General features: G+C 60.1%; 1 pseudogene. It reads right to left on the bottom strand.

Annotated elements, in window-relative coordinates:
- Positions 1 to 258 (bottom strand): annotated as a pseudogene (locus RVY79_RS20305) (glycosyltransferase); the annotation flags it as partial.

Raw genomic sequence — 258 nt, 5'->3', positions numbered from 1 at the left:
CGACGCGATCCCATCGAGCGCGAGCGCCATCATCTTGGTCAAGGGGTACTTGCTCTGGCCGGCGAAGCGGGCATGGCGTTCGTATTCAACGACGGCCGTACGAAAACCGAGCAACGGAATGATCCCGCGAAGGAACAGATTGATCTCGCGGAAATCCCGCAATGCCTCCAACGCGCGCCGGCTCATCAGCCGGTAGTCGGCATGATCCTGCAGCACTTTCACGCCAAACTGCCGGAGCAGCCGATAGTAGGTTTGTGC

This window comes from Chromohalobacter sp. HP20-39 (assembly GCF_033052815.1).
Taxonomy (GTDB): domain Bacteria; phylum Pseudomonadota; class Gammaproteobacteria; order Pseudomonadales; family Halomonadaceae; genus Chromohalobacter.
This window is presented reverse-complemented; position numbering and strand designations above follow the sequence as displayed.